Origin of the sequence: Streptomyces albus subsp. chlorinus, from assembly GCF_013302895.1 — a bacterium.
Lineage (GTDB): Bacteria > Actinomycetota > Actinomycetes > Streptomycetales > Streptomycetaceae > Streptomyces > Streptomyces chlorinus.
In genome coordinates, this window is record NZ_VJOK01000001.1 from 6,025,003 (window position 1) to 6,042,818 (window position 17,816).

Genomic DNA, 17,816 nt, shown 5'->3' on the forward strand with positions numbered 1-17,816 from the left:
CGTCCCCGAGGCGGACGAGCCCGCGGGCGAGGAGGGGGTCCTCGTCGACCGGGAGCGGCGCACCGTCCATGTGGACGGCGTCGAGGCGGAGCTGACCTACCTGGAGTTCGAGCTGCTTGCCCACCTGGTCGACCACCCCCACCGGGTGCACACCCGCGGCCACCTCGTCTCCGCCGTGTGGGGCTACGGCCAGCACGTGGGGGACGGGCGCACCGTCGACGTCCACATCGCCCGCCTGCGCCGCAAGCTCGGCCCCCGCCACCGCGGCCGGATCGTGACGGTCCGCAGGGTCGGCTACAAGTACGTCCCCTGAGCATGCGCGTACCTCACCGAACGGCCCCGACAGCAAGGAACCCCCCATGGCGCACATCCTCGCGCTCACCGGAAGCCCCACCGACCCCAGCCGCACCGAACAGCTCCTCCGCCACGTCGGCGCCCGGCTCAGCCGCCAAGAGGGCCACGAGATACGGCTACGGCACCTGGCCGTACGCGACCTGCCGCCGGCCCCGCTGCTGGGCGCCGACGCAGGCCACCCCGCGATCCGGCAGGCGGTGGCCGCCGTGGCGGAGGCGGACGCCGTCATCGTCGGGACCCCCGTCTACAAGGCGGCCTACAGCGGGCTGCTGAAGACCTTCCTCGACGTCCTCCCGCGCGCGGCGCTCGGCGGCAAGCACGTGCTGCCGCTCGCCACCGGCGGCAGCACGGCCCATGTGCTGGCGCTCGACTACTCCCTGCGCCCCGTCCTGACCGCGCTCGGCGCCGGCGGCGTGCTGCGCGGCTGGTTCGTCCTGGACCGGGACATCGCCGCGGAACCGACCGCCGACGCCGGCGTCCGTCTCGCACCCGAGGCGGAGGCCGGCATCGCCCAGGCGGTGACCGAGCTGGCCGGGGCCCTGCGCGCGTCCGACCGCACCGGCGTCCCCCTGGCCGTGTGACAGCCCGGCGTCCCTCCGTCCGTGTGACAGCCCGAAAGGAAGACACCGCGTGACCACCCCCACCTTCCACTGGTTCCTGCCCACCAGCGGCGACAGCCGGCACGTCGTGGGCGGCGGGCACGGCAGCCCGCTGGGCGCGGCGGGCGCCGACCGCCCGCCCTCACTGGGCTACCTCGGCCAGATCGCCCGCGCCGCCGAACAGCTCGGCTTCGCCGGCGTGCTCACCCCCACCGGCGCCCAGTGCGAGGACGCCTGGCTGACCACGGCGATGCTCACCCAGCAGACCGAACGCCTGAAGTTCCTGGTCGCCTTCCGGCCCGGATTCCTCTCGCCCACGCTCGGCGCCCAGATGGCCGCCACCTACCAGCGGCACACCGGCGGCCGCCTCCTCCTCAACGTCGTCACCGGGGGCGAGAGCCAGGAGCAGCGGGCCTACGGGGACTTCCTCGGCAAGGAAGCCCGCTACGCCCGCACCGGCGAGTTCCTCCGCATCGTGCGGGGCCTGTGGAACGGCGGGACCGTCACGCTCGACGGGGAGCACCTGACGGTGGCCGAGGCCCGGCTGGCGCGTGTGCCGCAGCCGGTGCCCGACGTGTACTTCGGCGGCAGCTCGCCCGCGGCCCTGCGCGTCGCGGCCCGCTACGCCGACGTGTACCTGACCTGGGGCGAGCCGCCCGCGCAGGTCGCGGAGAAGATCGAACGCGTCCACGCGCTCGCCGCCGCCGAGGGCCGCAAGCTCCGCTTCGGCATCCGGCTGCACACGCTCTCCCGGGACACCTCGCAGCAGGCCTGGGCCGAGGCCCAGCGCCTGCTGGACGGCTTCACCCCCGAGGCCGTCGCGGAGGCCCAGCGCGGGCTGCGGCGCAGCGAGTCGGAGGGACAGCGCCGGATGCTGGAGCTGCACGGCGGCAGCCTCCCCCAGGCCCCCGGCGCCCGGGGCGCCGCCGCCGGCCTGGAGATCCACCCCGGGCTGTGGGCCGGCATCGGCCTGGTGCGCGGCGGTGCGGGCACGGCGCTGGTCGGCAGCCACGAGGAGGTCGCCGACCTCATCGGCCAGTACCGCCGCGTCGGCATCGAGGAGTTCGTCCTCTCCGGCTACCCGCACCTGGAGGAGGCGTACTGGTTCGGCGAGAACGTCCTCCCCCTCGTCCGCCGGCGGGCCGAGCGGGGAACGGGCGAGCCGCACCCCGAGCGGACGGCCCCCGTCCCGGCCTGACGGCACCGGGACGGCTGGGCCGCCCGGCCGCACGCGGAGGGGCCCCGCCCGGGCGCATCCCACCGGGCGGGGCCCCTCTTGTCGCTCTTGTCGCGGCCCCTACGCGGCCGCCGCGGCCCCTGCCGGCAGCAGGGGCCGCCCCGCTTCCGCCGTCCAGCGCTCCACCACCACGCGGGCCACCTCGGGGGCGGGGCCCAGGACGGGGGCGAGGATGTCGGCGCCGGCCTCGCGGGCGCCGGCGGCGATGCGGTCGGGCAGGCGGCCGGGGGCCAGCACGTAGCAGGCGACGGCCACCCGGCGGACACCGTCCGCACGCAGGGCCCGCACGGCATCGGCCGTACGGGGAGGGGAGGCGGAGGCGAACGCAGGCCGCACGGCACACCAACCGGTGGTACGCCGCCACTCCCGCGCGATATCAGCGATCACTGCGCTCGCCTCCGGGTCGGAGGAACCGGCGGACGCCAGGACGACGCCGGTCGAGGGCGCGGCCGAGCGGGGCAGCCCCGCCGCGCGCAGCCGCCTGTCCAGGGCGGCGGTCAACAGGGGATGCGGGCCGAGCACACCGGCCTGCCGCACCGTCATGCCGGGCAGACCGGCCGTCACCTCGGCCAGCACCGCGGGGATGTCCGTCTTCGCGTGGAAGGCGCGGGTCAGCAGCAGGGGCACGGCGACGGTCTCCCGTACCCCCGCCGCGTACAGCGCGCCCAGCGCGTCCCGCACGGACGGCGCGTCGAAGTCGAGGTGGCCGACCGCCACCCGCACCCCGGGCAGCAGCCGCCGCACGCGCGCCGCCAGCGCCGTGACCGTCGCCGCGTGGCGCGGGTCGCGGCTGCCGTGCGCGACCAGCAGCAGGGCCGGGGCGGGAGCCGGGAGCGGCGGTGTCGGGCGCATCAGCGCAGCAGCCCCCGGTGACGCAGCACCCGCCGCTCGACGGGCGCGAAGAGGAGCAGTTCGATGCCGACGCCCACCAGCAGAATGAGCAGGATCGCGCCGAGCACCAGCGGCATGTCCTGGTAGGAGCGTCCCGTATCCAGCAGTCGGCCCAGGCCCACGCCCAGTTCGGGCGAGGTCGCGATCAGTTCGGCCGCCATCAGGGAGCGCCAGGAGAACGCCCAGCCCTGCTTGAGCCCCGCGATGTAGCCGGGCAGCGCCGCCGGCAGCAGCACATGGCGGACGCCGCGCAGCCCGGTGGCCCCGAGCACCTTGCCGGCCCGCAGGTGGAGCGGGTCGATCCGGTCCACCCCCGCGACCAGTCCGTTGGCGATGGACGGTACGGCGCCCAGCAGCACCACGGCGTAGATCGTCGCGTTCGTCAGCCCGAACCAGATGATGGCCGCGGGCACCCACGCCACCGACGGCAGCGACTGGAGCCCGGAGAGGATCGGCCCGATGGCCGCCCGCACGGGCCGCACCCGGGCCACGAGCAGCCCCAGCGGCGTACCCACCACCAGCGCCACCGCGAAGCCGAGCGCACCCCGCGACACGCTCTGCCAGATGACGCCCAGGATCGTGCCCTTGTACCACTCCTCGGCCAGCGCGTCCCACACCATCAGCGGGCTCGGCAACTGGTAGTCCGGCTTGAGGCCCAGCGTGAACGCCGCCTGCCACAGGCCCAGCACGAGCACCACGGCGATCAGCGGCGGCAGCGCCTTGCGGCGCAGCAGTTCGGGGAGCGGGGTGCGGGCCGAGGCGCGGGTGTCGAGCGCGTCCAGGCCCGCCTCCAGACCGGCGAGGTCACCGCCGGGGGAGGGTTCACCGCCGGCGGCGGGCTCCTTCGTGGTGGCGGATTCCTTCGTGACGGCGGAGGGCTCCTGCGCGGCGGCGGTGGCGGCCCGCGCCCCGGCCCCCTCGTCGCCCGGTGCCGTACCGGCTTCCTGCTTCGGCTGCGTCTCAGTGCTGGCCATGGCGGCGGATCTCCCCCCGGAGCTGTTCGGTGATCTCGACGGACAGCCCGGCCACGTCCGCGTCCTCGATACGGCGCGGGTGCGGGATGCCGACCTCCCACTGACGGGCGATGCGCCCGGGCCGGGAGGAGAGCAGCACGACGCGCTGGGCCAGGCGCACGGCCTCGCGCACGTTGTGCGTGACGAACAGGACGGCGACGTTCGTCTCCGACCAGATACGGGTCAGCTCCTCGTGGAGCACGTCGCGCGTGATGGCGTCCAGCGCCGCGAACGGCTCGTCCATCAGCAGCAGCCGGCTGTCCTGCGCCAGCGCGCGCGCCAGCGCCACCCGCTGCCGCATACCGCCGGACAGCTCGTGCACCCGCTTGCGGTGGGCGCCCTTGAGCCGTACCAGCTCCAGCAGGCGCTCCGCCTCCGCCGGGCGCTCGGCCTTCGGCATCCCGCGCATCCTGAGGGCCAGTTCGATGTTCTTGCCCGCCGTCAGCCACGGGAAGAGCGCGTGCTCCTGGAACATCAGCGCCGGACGTCCGCCGGGCACCTCGATGCTGCCGGCGGTGGGCGTGTCGAGACCCGCTACGAGGTTGAGGAGCGTGCTCTTGCCGCAGCCCGAGGCGCCGAGCAGCGTGACGAACGCGCCGTCCGCGACGTCGAGGCTGATGTCGTCCAGCACCTGCTGGGGGCCGAACGACTTGGACACGTGCGTGAGGCGGGCCGCGGCGCTCGTGGTGGTTACGGTCACTGTTTCACCTCCTGTAGTCCCTTGGGCTGGAGTCCCTTGGGCAAGGACGGGGGCGTGCGTGGTCACTTCCGGCCCAGTCCGGCGTCGGACACGGCGGGGCGGCCCTCACTCCTGAGCACCCGGTTCAGGGGGGCCAGGTCGTAGATCCCTTCGAGGCGGGGCTTCTTCAGCAGCCCCGCCGAGACCGCGTGGTCGGCCTGCCGCTTCAGCGAGGCGGCCAGCGGGTCGTCCGTCACGTCGATCTCACCGAACGCCGCGTCAAGGACCTTGCCGGGCAGGGGCTTTCCCGCGTCGCGCCGCAGCGCCTCGTTGATGTGCTTCTTCGCCGCGCCGGGGTGCGCCCTGATCCAGGCGTTGGTCTTCACGGAGCCGCGCACCACCGCCTCGACCACGTCGGGGTGCTTGTCGAGGAAGTCCTGCCGCACCACCAGGTTGGTGGTGACGAACCTGCCGCCCTTCCACAGCTTCTTCTCGTCCAGCAGCACCTTGCCGCCCTCGTCGACCAGCTTGGACGCCGTCGGCTCCGGGACCCATGCCCCGTCGATGCCGCCCTGCCGGAAGGTGGTGGGGATCTCCTTGTTGTCCTGGCGCAGCACGGAGGTGGCGCCCTTGCCCGTCTCGGGGTCCACCGCGATGCCCTTGCTCCGCAGGTAGTGGAGCAGGGCCACGTCCTGGGTGTTGCCCAGCTGCGGGGTGGCGATCTTCTTGCCCTTCAGATCGCCGGGCGAGGAGATCTTCTCCGGGTTCACCACGAGGGAGGCCCCGCCCGAGGTCGCGCCCGCGACGATGCGCAGGTTCTTCCCGCCGGACTGGACGTAGCCGTTGACGGACGGCGAGGGGCCCACCCAGGTCAGGTCCACGGCCTTGGCGTTGAGCGCCTCGATCGCGGACGGGCCCGCGTTGAAGACCTGGGTCTTCACCTTGGTGCCGCCCAGCTCCTTCGGGATCTGCCCGCCGGAGCGCAGCCCGACCAGCGGGGTGGCGTGGGTGACGTTGGGGAAGTAGCCGACCCTCACCTCGTCCAGGCCGTCGATCTTCTTGCCGCCGGCGGGCTTCGGGTCCCCGCTCCCGACGGCCTTGGAGCCATAGCCGCAGCCCGCGGCGAACAGCAGTACCCCTACGGCGGCCAGGGAGACCGGGGCGGTGGCGGCGCGGCGGGCCGGGCGGTGACGGAACGGGCGGGTGCGCGGTGGTCGGGTGCGGGCCACAAAGGTGTCCTCTCAGCGGGGCGGGTCAGGGCGCGGGCAGGCGGTGGGCAGGTGCCTCACCGGCCACATCGCCCCACGCCGCCCTGGCCGCTGCCGCGTGCGCCGCTGCCGATCCGGCCACCGGTCTGGTCGAAGGTCGAGAAGACCTCTCCCGGGATGCCCATGGCCTAGAAGTCCCAGCCCTCGTCGTCGGCCGCCGCGGCCACCGGCGTGTCCGCGTCCGCGAACGCCTCGCCCGCCATGCCCGCGGTGAGGGTGGTGCCGTCGGCCGGGTCGATGAGGAGGAAGGAGCCGGTACGGCGGGAGCGGTGGTACGGGTCGAGGGGGAGGGGCTCGGCGGTCCGCAGGGTGACGCGGCCGATGTCGTTGGCCGCCAGCCGGCCGGGCGCCGGGTGCTGGGAGAGGTCGTCCAGGGTCAGCCGCGAGGGGATGTCCTTGACGAGGGCCTTGACGGTGCGGGTGGTGTGCTTGAGCAGCACCCGGTCGCCGGGCTGGAGCGGCCTGTCGTGGAGGTGGCAGACGGTGGCGGTCACCTCCTGGGTGGGGGACAGGTCCGCGTCGGCGGGGGCGATCAGGTCGCCGCGGGAGATGTCGAGGTCGTCGGCCAGCCGGAGGGTGACCGACTGGGGTGCCCAGGCCAGGTCCACGGACTGGCCGAGCGCGTCGATGGCCTCGATGGTGCTGCCGCGGCCCGAGGGGTGCACGGTGACGCGGTCGCCGACGCGCAGCACACCGGAGGCCACCTGGCCCGCGTAGCCGCGGTAGTCGGGGTGGGCGGCGGTCCTGGGCCTGATCACGTACTGGACGGGGAAGCGGGCCGGGTCGTCGGTGGGGTCGTGGGTGACCGGGACCGTCTCCAGGTGCTCCAGGACGGTGGGGCCGCTGTACCAGTCCATGTGCGCCGAGGGCGCCACCACGTTGTCGCCCTCCAGCGCGGAGATCGGGATGGCGGTCACCTCCGGCACGCCCAGCGACGTGGCGTAGGTGCCGAACTCCTCGGCGATCTCGGCGAAGACCGGTTCCTCGTAGCCGACCAGGTCCATCTTGTTGACCGCCAGCACCACGTGCGGCACCCGCAGCAGCGCGGCCACGGCGGCGTGCCGGCGCGTCTGCTCCACCACCCCGTTGCGGGCGTCCACCAGCACGACGGCCAGCTCGGCGGTGGAGGCGCCGGTGACCATGTTGCGGGTGTACTGCACATGGCCCGGGGTGTCGGCGAGGATGAACCGGCGCCGGGGCGTGGCGAAGTAGCGGTAGGCCACGTCGATGGTGATGCCCTGCTCGCGCTCGGCGCGCAGGCCGTCGGTCAGCAGAGCCAGGTCGGGCGCCTTCTGGCCGCGCTCCTGCGAGGCGCGCGAGACGGCCTCCAACTGGTCGCTCAGCACCGACTTGGAGTCGTGCAGCAGTCGGCCGACCAGCGTGGACTTCCCGTCGTCGACACTGCCCGCGGTGGCGAAGCGCAGCAACGCCGTGGGAGCAGCCACGGCGGTGGCCGCCGTCTCCGGCGCTCCGTTGCCCAGGGTCTCGGTCATGATCAGAAGTAGCCTTCCCGCTTGCGGTCTTCCATCGCGGCCTCGGAGAGCTTGTCGTCGGCCCGGGTCGCCCCGCGCTCGGTCAGCCGGGAGGCGGCGATCTCCGCGATCACCTTCTCGACCGTGTCCGCGTCCGAGTCGACGGCGCCGGTGCAGGACATGTCGCCCACGGTGCGGTAGCGCACCTGGCGCCGCTCCAGGCGCTCCCCGTCCCCGGGGCCGCCCCACTCGCCGGGTGCCAGCCACATCCCGGAGCGGGAGAAGACCTCGCGCTCGTGGGCGTAGTAGATGGCGGGAAGCTCGATCTTCTCCCGCGCGATGTACTGCCACACGTCCAGTTCGGTCCAGTTGGAGAGCGGGAAGACCCGTACGTGCTCGCCCGGCGCGTGCCGGCCGTTGTAGAGCTGCCACAGCTCGGGGCGCTGGCGGCGCGGGTCCCAGCCGCCGAACTCGTCCCGCAGCGAGAAGACCCGCTCCTTGGCCCGCGCCTTCTCCTCGTCCCGGCGCCCGCCGCCGAAGACGGCGTCGAACCGGTTCTTCGAGATGGCCTCCAGCAGCGGCACCGTCTGCAGCGGGTTGCGGGTGCCGTCGGGACGCTCGCGCAGGGTGCCGGCGTCGATGTACTCCTGCACCAGCGCCACGTGCAGCCGCAGCCCGTGCTCGGCCACCGTGCGGTCCCGGAACTCCAGCACCTCCGGGAAGTTGTGCCCGGTGTCCACGTGCAGCAGCCCGAACGGCAGCGGCGCGGGGTGGAACGCCTTGAGCGCCAGGTGCAGCATGACGATGGAGTCCTTGCCCCCGGAGAAGAGGATCACCGGGCGCTCGAACTCCCCGGCCACCTCCCGGAAGACGTGCACGGCCTCCGACTCCAGCGCGTCCAGGTGCGAGAGCGCGAACGGGCCGGCCGTCTCCTCCCGTGCGTCCTCCTGCGCGGTCACCACCGTGGTCACAGCAGTCCCCTCTCCCTCAGCAGCGTGTGCAGCTTGGTGGCCGACTCCTCGACGCTCTGGCCGTGGGTCTCCAGTCGCAGATCCGGGTCCTCGGGCTCCTCGTACGGGTCGTCCACCCCGGTCAGCCCCGTCAGTTCGCCCGCGGCCTGCTTCGCGTACAGGCCCTTCACATCCCGCTGGGAGCACACCTCGACGGGGGTCGCGACGTGCACCTCCAGATACGGGGTGCCCTCGGCCTGGTGCCGCTTGCGGACGGCCTCGCGGCTGTCGGCGTACGGGGCGATGACCGGCACCAGAGCGAACACGCCGTGCGAGGCGAGGAGTTCGGCGACGAAGCCGATCCGCCGCACGTTGGTGTCCCGGTCGGCGCGGGAGAAGCCCAGCCCCGCGCTCAGGAAGGTGCGGATCTCGTCCCCGTCCAGCACCTCGGCCCGCCGCCCCTCGCCGCGCAGCCGCTCGGCCAGTGCCGTGGCGAGGGTGGTCTTGCCCGCGCTCGGCAGGCCGGTCAGCCACACGGTGGCGCCGCTCGTCATCGTCTCCCTCGTCTCCCGTCCGCTCTCCGAGGTCCCCTCACGCCTCTTCCTTCCCCCGGCTGTCACAGGTGCAGTCCGCACTCGGTCTTGCCCCGGCCGGCCCAGCGCCCGGCACGCGCGTCCTCGCCCGGCCGTATCCGGCGGGTGCACGGGGCGCAGCCGACGGAGGCGTAGCCGTCGGTCAGCAGCGGGTTGGTCAGCACCCCGTTCTCGGCGATGTAGCGGTCCACGTCCTGCTGGCTCCAGCGGGCGATGGGGGAGACCTTGACCTTCTGCCGCTTCTCGTCCCAGCCGACGACCGGGGTGTTCGCGCGGGTGGGCGACTCGTCGCGGCGCAGCCCGGTGGCCCAGGCGTCGTAGGCGCGCAGCCCCTCCTCCAGCGGCTGCACCTTGCGCAGCGCGCAGCACAGGTCGGGGTCCCGGTCGTGCAGCTTGGGGCCGTACTGGGCGTCCTGCTGCTCGACGGACTGGCGGGGCGTGAGGGTGACGACCTCCACGTCCATCACGGCCTGGACGGCGTCGCGGGTGCCGAGGGTCTCCGGGAAGTGGTAGCCGGTGTCGAGGAAGACCACGCGGACGCCCGGGAAGACACGGGAGGCCAGGTGCGCGACGACGGCGTCCTCCATGGAGGAGGTGACGCAGAAGCGGTGCCCGAACGTGTCGGCCGCCCAGCGCAGCACGTCCCGTGCGTCCGCCTCCTCGAAGTCCCGGCCCGCCCGCTCGGCCAGCGACTTGAGCTCTTCGGGGGAGCGCTGCCGCGCTATGTGTGCCGTGCTCATGGGGTGGGGTCCTCTCCGTTCGAGTGTGCCGACCGCAGCCCGGAGGCGAGCAGCCCGAGGAACGTCAGCCGGAACGCCCGGTTGCAGGCCCGGCACTCCCAGGCGCCGGGGCCCGCCTCGTTCGGGCGCAGGTCCTCGTCGCCGCAGTACGGGCAGTGGAACGGCGCGGCGCGCTCACTCACCGGGTTCCTCCCTCCACCGCGCTCACTTGAGATCGCCCTCGTCGGCCCGCGCGGCCCACTGGGCGAAGCGTTCGCCGTCCTCGCGCTGCTCCTGGAAGGCGCGCAGCACACGTTCGATGTAGTCGGGAAGTTCGTCGGCGGTCACCTTCAGACCGCGCACCTTGCGGCCGAAGCCCGGCTCCAGGCCCAGGGAGCCGCCCAGGTGCACCTGGAAGCCCTCCACCTGGTTGCCGTCCGCGTCGGTGACCAGCTGCCCCTTCAGGCCGATGTCCGCGACCTGGATGCGGGCGCAGGAGTTGGGGCAGCCGTTGAGGTTGATGGTCACAGGCTGGTCGAAGTCGGGGAGCCTGCGCTCCAGTTCGTCGATGAGCCAGGAGCCGCGGCCCTTGGTCTCGACGATGGCCAGCTTGCAGAACTCGATGCCGGTGCAGGCCATGGTGCCGCGCCGGAAGACCGACGGCCGGGTGGTCAGGTCGAGCGCCTCCAGGCCCTCGGTCAGCGAGGCGACCTGGTCCTCCTCGACGTCGAGCACGATCATCTTCTGCTCGACGGTGGTGCGTACCCGCCCGGAGCCGTGCGCCTCCGCGAGGTCCGCGATCTTACTGAGGGTCGTACCGTCCACGCGGCCCACGCGCGGGGCGAAGCCGATGTAGTAGCGGCCGTCCTTCTGCCGGTGGACGCCGATGTGGTCGCGCCACTGCCGCGGCGGCTGCGCCGGCGCCGGACCGTCGATCATCGTGCGGCCCAGGTACTCGTCCTCCAGCACCTGCCGGAACTTCGCCGCGCCCCAGTCCGCGACCAGGAACTTCAGCCGGGCGCGGTTGCGCAGCCGCCGGTACCCGTAGTCGCGGAAGATGCCCGTGACGCCCTCGTGGACGTCGGCGACCTCATCCAGCGGCACCCAGGCGCCCAGCCGGACGCCCAGCTTCGGGTTGGTGGACAGCGCGCCGCCCACCCACACGTCGAAACCGGGGCCGTGCTCGGGGTGGTCGACACCCACGAACGCCACATCGTTGATCTCGTGCGCGACGTCCAGCAGCGGCGACCCGGAGACCGCCGTCTTGAACTTGCGGGGCAGGTTCGAATAGGCCGGGTTGCCGACGACGCGGCGGTTGATCTCCTCGATGGCGGGGGTGCCGTCGATGATCTCGTCCACGGCGATACCGGCGACGGGCGAGCCGAGGATCACGCGCGGGGTGTCGCCGCAGGCCTCGGTGGTGGACAGCCCCACGCCCTCCAGCCGCCGCCAGATCTCGGGCATGTCCTCGATGCGGATCCAGTGGAACTGCACGTTCTGCCGGTCGGTGATGTCGGCGGTGCCGCGCGCGAACTCCTGGGAGATGTCCCCGATGACGCGCAGCTGCCCGGTGGTCAGCCGCCCGCCGTCGATGCGCACCCGCAGCATGAAGTACGTGTCGTCCAGCTCCTCCGGCTCCAGCACCGCGGTCTTGCCGCCGCTGATCCCGGGCTTGCGCTGGGTGTAGAGGCCCCACCAGCGCATCCGGCCGCGCAGGTCCGCGCCGTCGATGGAGTCGAACCCGCGGTGGGCGTAGATCGTCTCAATGCGTGTCCGCACATTGAGACCGTCGTCGTCCTTCTTGGTCTGCTCGTTGCCGTTGAGCGGCGTGAAGTGACCAGCGGCCCACTGCCCTTCGCCGCGGTGGCGTCCCGCCTTGCGGCGGGCGGGGGCTGGGGGGCGCTCGGAGGTGTCGGCCATGGCGGAGGATCCTTCGGGCAGGGGACGCGGGCACGCTTCGGGGCGGATGTCGGTCCGGATCGCGCTCGGGCGGTCGGGCTCCGGTGGCGGTCACCGGACCGCGGACCTGCCTGTACGCGGGGAAGTGGGCGCCGGCTCGGACGGTCCGCCCGCGACGATGGGGGCGGCGGCCCAGGGCTCGGCGGTGCCGGGTCAGGCGTCAGGGGACGTCAGGAGAACGGCGTCGGAACGGCGGTGCTGTGACTGTCAGCCCGCCGGACAGATGGCGCTGGACACGCGGACGAGGTCGACGTGACGTCGACTCACCAAGGCGATTCCGGCGCGAGACATGACGGAAGCGTTGCACGGCCGTGAGAGGCGAGTCCACTGCTATCCGGATGGTGGACATATGTGTGTCGCATGGTGGGATGAGTGCGGAGTCGGCGGCTCACCGGCGCTCAGTACAACCCGGCGGCGAGCGCGACCCCGTGCACCGCGAACCCCAGCACGAGAGCGGCCAGGCAGGCCACCGCGCCCCGGCACAGCGTCCGGCCGAGCGCCCGCCACGCCCCCACGGCCGCGACCTGCCGGCGCGCGGCCCGGGCCGACAGCGCCGTGGCACCGAGCGCTCCTGCCGCGGCCAGCCACACCCCCACCGAGACCGGCCACCCGCCCTCGAAAGCCGTCCAGGGGCCGAAGGGGCCGGCCGCGACGACCAGCGCGCTCAGCAGCACCCACGGCCACGGCTCGCGCCGCGCCAGCTCGGCGAGGACCAGCGCGGGCAGCGCGAGGCACACCGTCGCCACCAGGCACCCCGCGGCGACCAGCGGCGCCCCCACGACCAGCATGACGACCCCGAACGCGAGGCCGCCGGGGTCGCTGGGGTTCGTGAACGCGGCGGAGGCGAAGACCCACAGCGCCGCACACGCGCACATCAGCGTGACGGTGCCGATCAGTACCGCCCGTCCGAAGCCGTGCTTGCGCGGCACCGGCCCCCGGCGCGCCACCTCAGGCGCCGGGCCAGGGGCCCGGGTGGGCCGTCACCGGCTCCCGGGCGCTCTCCTCGCGGTGGACGCGGAAGCCGCGCCGCTCGTAGTTGGCGCGGGCGTGCCGGCCGTCGCGGGAGCAGGTGTGCAGCCACACGCGGGTGGTCGCCGGGTGACCGTCCCACCGCCCGGCCAGGTCCCAGGCGCGGGCGGCACCGACGGAGAGCAGGTGGCCGCCGATGCCCCGTCCCCGGAAGGCGGGCAGCAGCCCGAAGGAGGTGATCTCCACCGTGCCGGGCTCGCTCGCGCCGTCCAGCTCGACGAACCCGGCCGGGGTGCCGCGCTCGTAGGCGACCCACGTCTCGAACCCCGGACGGTCCAGGAAGCGTTCCCACTCCTCGTAGGTCCACGGCAGCCGGTCCATCCAGGAGTTGTCCGCGCCGACCGCGGTGTAGAGGAACCGGCTGAACTCCGGGCTGGGCACCTCGGCCCGCGCCACGGTGACCCCGGCCCGCTCGTCAGGCGTCCGCGCGTGCGACAGGTCGGCGGGCGAGGTCTGCTCCAGGTACCAGGTGATCACGGTCTCGGTGTCGGCCATGCCCACAGCCAACCATGCCCGTTCAGCGCAGCATACGCAGCCCCCGGACGCGGTTGACGGCCGCGGCCGTCTCGAACCGGCGGGGCGCGGCGAAGTCCTCGTCCCGGATGGTCAGCAGCGGCCCGGTCGGGCCCTCGGCCAGCACCTCGTCCAGCAGGTCGAGCGCCTCGGCCAGCGTCCGCCGCCCGTCCAGCATGCCGCGCCGCACCATCAGTTCGAGGGCGAGGCCGATGCCGGTGACCTGCCGCGGGTCGGCGATCTGCTCGACGGCGCGCAGGTCCACCTCGTGGTCGCCGAACGTGAGCACGTCCTCGCCCCGCGCGCGGATCCGCGCCCGCCCCCGCACCTCCGCGCCCAGGGACGCCGGGTCGGGGACGCGGGCGACGACGCCGGGGAAGGACTCCGCCTCGGCATGCCGCCCCGTGGGCACGGCGGCGATCTCACGGGCCCGCGCGGTGACGTCCGAGGGGCGGTAGGCGTCCATCATCACCACGCGGTCGGCGACCTCCAGGTAGTCGCCGGAGCCGCCCATCACCAGCACCGTGGAGACCCCGTGGTCGCGGTGCAGGGAGCGGATGGTGTCCACGAGCGGGGTCAGCGGCTCCCGGTCCTTGGCGACCAGCGCCTGCATCCGGGCGTCCCGGATCATGAGATTGGTCGCGGCGGTGTCCTCGTCGATCAGGAGGACCTTGGCGCCCACCTCCACGGCCTCGCACAGGGACGCCGCCTGGGACGTGGAGCCCGAGGCGTTCGCGGTGGAGAAGTCCGCGGTGTCCGACCCGTCCGGCAGGTGGTCCACGAACGCGTGCACGTCGACCCGCTCGACCCGGCGGCCGTCCTCGGCCCGCAGCTTCACCGTCTCATGGCGTGAGACGACCAACTCGCGCCCGTCGCCCGGCACATGGTCCCAGATGCCCGTCTCCAGGGCGCGCAGCAGCGTGGACTTGCCGTGGAAGCCGCCGCCCACCACCAGGTTCACGCCCTCCGGCACGCCCATGCCGGTGACCGCGCCCGCGTGCGGCAGCTCCACCGTCACCCGCAGCTCCTCGGGAGAGGCGAACGGCACCACGCCGGGTCCCGTCGCCGGGCGGTCGTCCACCCCGCTGCGGCGCGGCAGCACGGCGCCGTCGGCGACGAACCCCACCAGGCCCAGCCCCTCCAGCGCGTCCCGCAGCGCGACCGAGTCCTCCACCGTCTCCACGAAGCGCCGCACCTCGCCGGCGTCCAACGCGTCGTGGCGCAACGCGCGTTCCGCCGCCTGCGGCAGCACCTGGCACAGCAGCCGCTCCGCCTCGTGCCCGTCGATGCGCCGCCCGTGCCCCGGCAGCGCCACCCCCAGCCGCAGCGTCACCGAACCGTCGTCACCGCTGACCGTGCACGAGCTGCGCTCCAGCACCTCCTGCCCGCCCGCGTCCACCCGCAGCGCCTTCTCGCCCCGCACCGCCCGGGCGGCCTGCCGCACCAGGTACGAGGCGAGCGCCCGCCGACGGGTCGCGGTCTCCCACAGCGCGGAGGGCAGCCCCGCGAGCCGGCCGGGGACGTGAACGGCCACCCGTGCGGGCGGGGCATAGGGGTCGGCCTGCCCGCGCACCAGCTCCAGGGTCAAACCGCCGGGCAGCTCCCACCGTCCGACCAGGCTCTTGTACCGCCCGTACTGCGCGCCCTCCAGCGACCGCAGCTGCGCCGCCAGCCCGGTGCGGACCCCGCGCGCGCCGGGCTCCTCGTACTCCGGCCGCCCGTCCCGCTCCCGGGAAGGGCCGCCGCGCCCGCGGGGGCGGTGCCCCGCGCGCGGTCCGCCGTATCCGCCGCCGCGCCCGTACGGGCGTCCGCCTCCGCGCCGCCGGCCCCCAGCGCCACCGAACTCCTCGCGCACGCCGCTCGCCGCCTTCCTGTCGTCCTGCTCTGTCCCGTCCGTCCGGACTGCCGGCCGGCCCCGCGGGCCGTACGGAAAACGACGATACGGGCCCGGACCGACCACCCCGAAACGCCGCCCCCGGGGCCCGGTCACGCTCTCGGCGATGCGGACGGACCGTCCCCAGAAGGGGTCAAATTCCCGTACACAGCACCTTCTTTGGAAAAACCTCCATATTCTCTACTGCCAGGCGGGGATCGCAAAAGCCCCGCCCCTGCCGACCGGGAGGAGGGGCACCGTGCACGCGCTCCGCTGGGCCGCGGCCCTCGGCAACGCCGACTGGCATCTGTGCGCCCCCTTGCTCGTCGCCCTCGCCACCGCCTGGCACACCGACATCGCCACCGTCACCACCGGAGTCGCCGCCTACTCCCTCGGCCAAGGGCTCGCCCTGCCCGTCTGGGGCTGGCTGGCCGACCGGTACGGGCCCGGCCCCAGCCTGCGCACCGGACTGCTCGTCGCGGTGGCCGCCTCCCTCGGATCGGCCCTGTGCCCCGGGCCGGGATGGTGGGTCGCCCTGCGCACCGCCGCCGGCGCGGGCTTCGCCACCGTCACCCCCTCCGTCTCCCTCTACTACGAGTCGCTGCGCTCGCCCCCCGCCAGACAGCGCGCGTTCGCCACGCTCACCACCGTCACCGCGGCGAGTGCGATCGCCTCCCCCGTCCTCGCCGACACGGTGCTGAGCATCGGCTCCTGGCGACCCGCCTTCGCCCTCATCGCCCTCCTCACCGCCCTGACACTCTGGCGGCTCAGCGCCACCCGCATCGTCCACATCCACCCCCGGCCCGACCAGGCCACCGACGAGGACGCGGACCCCGCCCCCACCGGCACGGACTCCGCCCCCACCGGCGAGGGCACGGATCCCGCCCCCATGGGGAGCACCGGGGCCCGCCGCACCGGGGGAGCGGCCCGGGCCGGGGAGGCGGCCCGGGCCGGGGAGGCGGCAGGCACCGGGAACGCGCCTCCGGCCGGGGAAGCGACCTGGGCCGGGGAAGCGACCCCGGCCCGGGAGGCGGTCCGGGCCGGAGACCCGCGCCCGGAGTGCCCCGCGCCGCCCCGGCCGGCCTCCGCGTACGGCACCGTGCTCGGACTCGGCGCGGCCGAGGGAGCGGTCATGCTCGGCCTGCCCGCCCTCCTCGCCCCCGCCCTCGCCACCGCGGGCGCCCACACCTCGACCTCGGCGGTGCTGGTCACCTACGCCGTCGGCGTACTGGGCAGCACCCTCGTCCTGCGCCGCCACGCCCGCGTGTGGGGCCCCAAGAGACTGCTGGCCACCGGCGGTTCGCTGGGGGTGACCGGCGCCGTGCTGGTCGCGGTGCTGCCGGGCACCGCCGTGCTGATGCTCTGCGCCGCCCTGCTCGGCACCGCCTGGGGCTACCTCCACACCACGCTCCAGACCTGGCTGCCCCGGCTGCTGCCCGCCTCCGCCCGGGCCCGCGCCGCCTCCCTCTTCTCGGCCGCGGCCATGCTGGCCAGCTCCGCGACCGTGGCGGTCACCACGTCCCTCCTCCAGGAGGGCCGGCACTCGGCGGTGTTCGCCACGGGCGCGGCCCTGTGCGCCGCGCTCACCTGCTGGACAGTGCTGGTCGCCCGCCGGTGGTCGTGAGAGAGGGGGCGGGAGCGGCGGCGGGTGCCCGTCGGCCGGGCGGAACCGGCCCGGGGCGAGACCGGGAGAGGCCGGGGCGAGGCCGGGAGAGGGGCGGGGTCAGCCCGGGTCGCCGCCCTCGGGGATCGGGGCGCCCGAGGGCATTCCGGCGGCCACATAGGCGTCGTACCGGGCCCGCCAGTCGCTGGCCGAACCGCTGTGCGGGCCGGAAGGGGTGCCGCCGGTGAGGAGCTTCTCCAGCTCGTCCAGGCACACGTCCCAGCCCGCGGCGTTGCGGGCCGCGGCCCCGCGCTCCTCCAGGACGTCGGTGAGGGCCAGCAGACAGCCCTCGCCGCGCGGACCCAGCTCGAAGAGCAGTTCGTCCTCGCTCCAGGTGTAGGCCAGCCGGCTCGGCGGGTCGAACTCCAGCACCGTCCCCGTCCCGTCGTCCGCGTACGGGTCCCCGGCGAACTCCACGTGCCCGCCCACCCGTTGCTCCATGCGCACGGTGGGCGAGGGGAACCACGCCGCCAGCAGGTCGGATTCGGTCAGCGCGCGCCACACCTGCTCCGTCCCCACGGGGAACGGCCGCTCCAGCCGCACGGCGGGAAGACCGTCCCGCTCCACGAAGATGCCCAGCTCCATGCTCATGCCTCGGTCACGCCCTTCGCCAGGAGGCCGTCGCGCCGATCGTCCCCCGGCGGACCGGCGCCCGCACCAGGGGAGGCGCCGGACGGGGGACCGGAGAGGGCACGGACGGGGAGGGGGCGGCCGGTTGGGAAGGGGACGGCCGCCGGGGGCGGGGAGAGACGGCCGCCGGGGACGGGACGCGGGGTCCGGTGCGGCCCGGGTTCCCCGGTTCCCCCGTTCCCCTGTGGACGGACGACCGGCTGGCTACGCTCACGGCATGACCGCCACCTGGGACCCCGGAACCGAAGGAGTGCTCCGGCTGCCGTCGGGACGGCTCGTCCGCGGGAGGGGGCTGCGCCACCCGCTGCCGCCCGGGCCCGCACCCCGCTTCGGGCTGTACCTGCTCGGCCGCGCACCCGACCCCGTGCCCTGGG

Annotated in this window: 18 protein-coding genes and 2 pseudogenes; 5 read left to right on the plus strand and 15 right to left on the minus strand. The window is 74.4% G+C overall.

The genetic code is table 11. The features are described from left to right. Positions 1 to 4: 4 nt before the first annotated feature. From FM076_RS26095 to FM076_RS26105, 3 genes and pseudogenes are all read left to right on the plus strand, one after another. Positions 5 to 313, plus strand: a pseudogene (locus FM076_RS26095) (winged helix-turn-helix domain-containing protein); the annotation flags it as partial. Between the two features lie 46 nt (positions 314 to 359). Beyond that, on the plus strand, positions 360 to 935 hold the full coding sequence (gene ssuE, locus FM076_RS26100) for an NADPH-dependent FMN reductase (RefSeq protein ID WP_173873344.1): 576 nt from the start codon (positions 360 to 362) through the stop codon (positions 933 to 935). Between the two features lie 49 nt (positions 936 to 984). Then, positions 985 to 2,151 (plus strand): LLM class flavin-dependent oxidoreductase, encoded by a 1,167-nt coding sequence (locus FM076_RS26105; RefSeq protein ID WP_173873345.1) that lies wholly within the window; start codon positions 985 to 987, stop codon positions 2,149 to 2,151. A 99-nt stretch (positions 2,152 to 2,250) separates the two neighbouring features. Here the strand turns inward: FM076_RS26105 and FM076_RS26110 are convergent, their stop codons facing one another. The 14 genes from FM076_RS26110 to FM076_RS26170 form a co-directional block, all read right to left on the minus strand. Then, positions 2,251 to 3,042: a sirohydrochlorin chelatase gene (locus tag FM076_RS26110; protein ID WP_173873346.1), complete on the minus strand. Its 792-nt coding sequence runs from the start codon at positions 3,040 to 3,042 to the stop codon at positions 2,251 to 2,253. Next, positions 3,042 to 4,055, minus strand: a complete 1,014-nt coding sequence (locus tag FM076_RS26115) for an ABC transporter permease (protein ID WP_173873347.1) — start codon at positions 4,053 to 4,055, stop codon at positions 3,042 to 3,044. The genes FM076_RS26110 and FM076_RS26115 overlap by 1 nt, the downstream gene beginning before the upstream one ends. Beyond that, on the minus strand, positions 4,042 to 4,794 hold the full coding sequence (locus FM076_RS26120) for an ATP-binding cassette domain-containing protein (RefSeq protein WP_173873348.1): 753 nt from the start codon (positions 4,792 to 4,794) through the stop codon (positions 4,042 to 4,044). The genes FM076_RS26115 and FM076_RS26120 overlap by 14 nt, the downstream gene beginning before the upstream one ends. 62 nt (positions 4,795 to 4,856) lie before the next feature. After that, positions 4,857 to 6,002, minus strand: coding sequence for an aliphatic sulfonate ABC transporter substrate-binding protein (locus FM076_RS26125; protein WP_173873349.1), 1,146 nt, complete (start codon positions 6,000 to 6,002; stop codon positions 4,857 to 4,859). A 167-nt stretch (positions 6,003 to 6,169) separates the two neighbouring features. Next, positions 6,170 to 7,534 carry a sulfate adenylyltransferase subunit 1 gene (locus tag FM076_RS26130; RefSeq protein ID WP_173873350.1) on the minus strand — a complete coding sequence of 455 codons (1,365 nt, stop codon included), beginning with the start codon at positions 7,532 to 7,534 and terminating at the stop codon, positions 6,170 to 6,172. 2 nt (positions 7,535 to 7,536) lie between these two features. Then, positions 7,537 to 8,484: a sulfate adenylyltransferase subunit CysD gene (gene cysD, locus FM076_RS26135; protein ID WP_173873351.1), complete on the minus strand. Its 948-nt coding sequence runs from the start codon at positions 8,482 to 8,484 to the stop codon at positions 7,537 to 7,539. After that, on the minus strand, positions 8,481 to 9,017 hold the full coding sequence (cysC, locus tag FM076_RS26140) for an adenylyl-sulfate kinase (RefSeq protein ID WP_173873352.1): 537 nt from the start codon (positions 9,015 to 9,017) through the stop codon (positions 8,481 to 8,483). Before cysC ends, cysD begins: the two co-directional genes overlap by 4 nt. A gap of 62 nt (positions 9,018 to 9,079) precedes the next feature. Continuing rightward, entirely contained in the window at positions 9,080 to 9,796 is a 717-nt protein-coding gene (locus tag FM076_RS26145; protein WP_173873353.1) for a phosphoadenylyl-sulfate reductase, read from the minus strand. Next, positions 9,793 to 9,978 carry a hypothetical protein gene (locus FM076_RS26150; protein ID WP_173873354.1) on the minus strand — a complete coding sequence of 62 codons (186 nt, stop codon included), beginning with the start codon at positions 9,976 to 9,978 and terminating at the stop codon, positions 9,793 to 9,795. The genes FM076_RS26145 and FM076_RS26150 overlap by 4 nt, the downstream gene beginning before the upstream one ends. A 22-nt stretch (positions 9,979 to 10,000) precedes the next feature. Next, entirely contained in the window at positions 10,001 to 11,695 is a 1,695-nt protein-coding gene (locus FM076_RS26155) for a nitrite/sulfite reductase (RefSeq protein ID WP_173873355.1), read from the minus strand. Between the two features lie 246 nt (positions 11,696 to 11,941). Continuing rightward, positions 11,942 to 12,025 (minus strand): putative leader peptide, encoded by an 84-nt coding sequence (locus FM076_RS35095; protein WP_312000843.1) that lies wholly within the window; start codon positions 12,023 to 12,025, stop codon positions 11,942 to 11,944. 107 nt (positions 12,026 to 12,132) lie between these two features. Further along, entirely contained in the window at positions 12,133 to 12,663 is a 531-nt protein-coding gene (locus FM076_RS26160) for a hypothetical protein (protein WP_173873356.1), read from the minus strand. Between the two features lie 19 nt (positions 12,664 to 12,682). Further along, positions 12,683 to 13,258 (minus strand): GNAT family N-acetyltransferase, encoded by a 576-nt coding sequence (locus FM076_RS26165; protein ID WP_173873357.1) that lies wholly within the window; start codon positions 13,256 to 13,258, stop codon positions 12,683 to 12,685. Between the two features lie 22 nt (positions 13,259 to 13,280). Next, positions 13,281 to 15,131 (minus strand): ABC-ATPase domain-containing protein, encoded by a 1,851-nt coding sequence (locus FM076_RS26170; RefSeq protein WP_173873358.1) that lies wholly within the window; start codon positions 15,129 to 15,131, stop codon positions 13,281 to 13,283. A gap of 277 nt (positions 15,132 to 15,408) precedes the next feature. Here FM076_RS26170 and FM076_RS34740 point away from each other — a divergent pair, with 277 nt between their 5' ends. After that, positions 15,409 to 16,773 (plus strand): MFS transporter, encoded by a 1,365-nt coding sequence (locus FM076_RS34740; RefSeq protein ID WP_173873359.1) that lies wholly within the window; start codon positions 15,409 to 15,411, stop codon positions 16,771 to 16,773. A 99-nt stretch (positions 16,774 to 16,872) separates the two neighbouring features. Here the strand turns inward: FM076_RS34740 and FM076_RS26180 are convergent, their stop codons facing one another. Continuing rightward, on the minus strand, positions 16,873 to 17,403 hold the full coding sequence (locus FM076_RS26180; protein ID WP_173873360.1) for an SRPBCC family protein: 531 nt from the start codon (positions 17,401 to 17,403) through the stop codon (positions 16,873 to 16,875). Between the two features lie 256 nt (positions 17,404 to 17,659). On the opposite strand from FM076_RS26180, the pseudogene FM076_RS34215 reads away from it, so the two are divergent. Then, positions 17,660 to 17,816, plus strand: a pseudogene (locus tag FM076_RS34215) (protein phosphatase); the annotation flags it as partial.